Annotated in this window: 2 protein-coding genes; one reads left to right on the top strand and one right to left on the bottom strand. The window is 65.0% G+C overall.

What is annotated here, in order from left to right; genetic code table 11:
* Nucleotides 1-23 precede the first annotated feature (23 nt).
* Complete coding sequence (locus tag L995_RS19030; RefSeq protein ID WP_016452096.1) at nucleotides 24-1,007, top strand: alpha/beta hydrolase; 984 nt, start codon at nucleotides 24-26, stop codon at nucleotides 1,005-1,007.
* A 13-nt stretch (nucleotides 1,008-1,020) separates the two neighbouring features.
* Here L995_RS19030 and aldA read toward each other — a convergent pair.
* On the bottom strand, nucleotides 1,021-2,193 hold a 1,173-nt coding region (gene aldA, locus L995_RS19025), incomplete at its 5' end, for an aldehyde dehydrogenase (protein WP_047473011.1).

Below are 2,193 nucleotides of genomic sequence, written 5' to 3'. Positions count from 1 at the left end.
AGATCAACTCTGCGGCCTTTCCCATGAAAGCTCTACTCCTCGGCCTGGCGGCCGCCATCTGCGCAAGCACCACCATGGCCGCACCGGCCACGGCCGTCCTTGGCGAAAAGCCGCTGCAGGCAACGGGGCCACTTGACCCACTGCGGGGTGTTCTGCTGATGCCGAGCCAAAGCGCGCCGCCGGTCGTACTGATCGTCCCCGGCTCAGGCCCCACCGACCGCAACGGCAACAGCCCGTTCGGCCTCAAAGCCTCGACCTACCAACTGCTCGCACAGGAACTGGCCACCCAGGGCATTGCCACCGTACGCATCGACAAACGTGGCATGTTCGAAAGCTACAAGGCCGTGGAGGACCCCAATGCCGTGACCATCCAAGCCTATGCCGAAGATGTGCACCACTGGGTGGACGCCATCCGCAGCGAGACCGGTGCCCAATGCGTCTGGGTGCTGGGACACAGTGAAGGTGGACTGGTCGCTCTGGAGGCTGGTCAGGGCCGCTCCGATATCTGCGGACTGATATTGGTAGCAGCTCCTGGTCGCCCAATGGGGCAGACGCTTCGGGAACAGCTCAAGGAAGACCCCGCCAATGCACCGATCCTGGACCAGGCGTTACCGGTCATCGATGCGCTGGAAGCAGGCAGGCGCGTGGATACCCGCCAGATGGACAGGCCGCTCAACACCATGTTCCATGCCAGCGTACAAGGCTTTCTCATCAACACCTTCGCGCTGGACCCCGCTCGCCTGATAGCGGGCTATTCCAAACCCGTGCTCATCATTCAAGGTGAGCGCGACCTGCAGATCAAGCCAAAGGATGCTCAGCGTCTGGCCAAGGCTGCACCGAACGCCAAGCTTGTGCTGTTGCCCGCAACCAACCATGTGCTCAAGAAGGTGGAGACCAACGATCGCGCTGCCAATCTTGCAACCTATGACAAGGAGGGGCTGCCGCTAGTGCCCGGGGTTTCCAGCACCATTGCCCGGTTCATAACGTCAGCCACCGTGAAGCGATAGGCGAGCCGTTGGCTCACCCCTGCAGGTACACCACGTGCGTGTGCGTGTACTCGTACAGGCCGTGCTTGCCATCAGCCCCGCCCACGCCGGACTTGCGCACGCCCGCGTGGAAGCCCTGCATGGCCTCGAAGTTCTCGCGGTTGATGTAGGTCTCGCCGAAGTCGATCTCGCGCATGGCCTGCATGGCCTTGGACAGGTCGCGCGTGTAAAGCGACGAGGTCAGCCCGTATTCGCAGTCGTTGGCCAGGGCGATGGCCTCGTCCAGGTCCTCCACCACCTGGATGGGCAGCACGGGGCCGAAGATTTCCTTGCGCATGATCTCCATGCCGGCATGGCAGCCGGCCAGCACCGTGGGCTGGAAGTGAAAGCCCGCGCCCAGGTCTGCGGCCTGCCCGCCCGTGACCAGTTGCGCGCCGTCGGCGATGGCCTGGCGCACCTTGGCCTGTACGCTGTCCAGGCCCTTTTGGTTGATCAGCGGGCCCATTTCCACGTCGGGCCGCGCAATCGGGTCGCCGTAGCGCGTGGCTGCCATGGCCTGGGCGATGCGGGCCGTGAACTCGTCGGCCACCTGGCGCTGCACGTAGACGCGTTCGGCGCAGTTGCAGACCTGCCCGGTGTTGATGATGCGCGAGTCGTGGATGGCGCGCACGGCCAGGTCCAGGTCGGCATCGGCCAGCACGATGGCCGGGGCCTTGCCGCCCAGCTCCAGGTTGAGCTTGGTGATGTGGGGCGCGGAGGCTGCGGCGATGCGCTCGCCCGTGGCCACGCTGCCCGTGAAGCTGACCATATCCACGCCCGCATGGCCGGCCAGCGCAGCGCCCGTGCCGCCCTGGCCATAGACCACGTTGAACACGCCGGCCGGCAGCTCGCACTGGGCCAGCAGCTCGGTGAAGGCATGGCAGTTGATGGGCGTTTCCTCGCTGGGCTTGATGACGATGGTGTTGCCCGTGAGCAGGGCCGGCGCCATCTTGCGGGCGATCAGGAAGAAGGGGAAGTTCCAGGGCAGGATGCCCGCGACCACGCCCAGCGGCTTGCGCAGCAAAAAGATCTGCTCGTTGGCCCGGTCGCTGGTGATGACCTCGCCCTCGATGCGGCGCGCCCATTCGGCCATGTAGTCCAGATAGTCGGCGGTGAAGTTCACCTCGACCTCTGCCAGGCCCAGGACCTTGCCCTGCTCCTCGGTGAT

The sequence above is a fragment of the Delftia sp. ZNC0008 genome (genome assembly GCF_000799035.1).
Classification (GTDB): Bacteria; Pseudomonadota; Gammaproteobacteria; order Burkholderiales; family Burkholderiaceae_C; genus Comamonas; species Comamonas tsuruhatensis.
The sequence above is the reverse complement of the archived record's forward strand: the minus strand, read 5'-3'. Positions and strand labels throughout refer to the sequence as shown.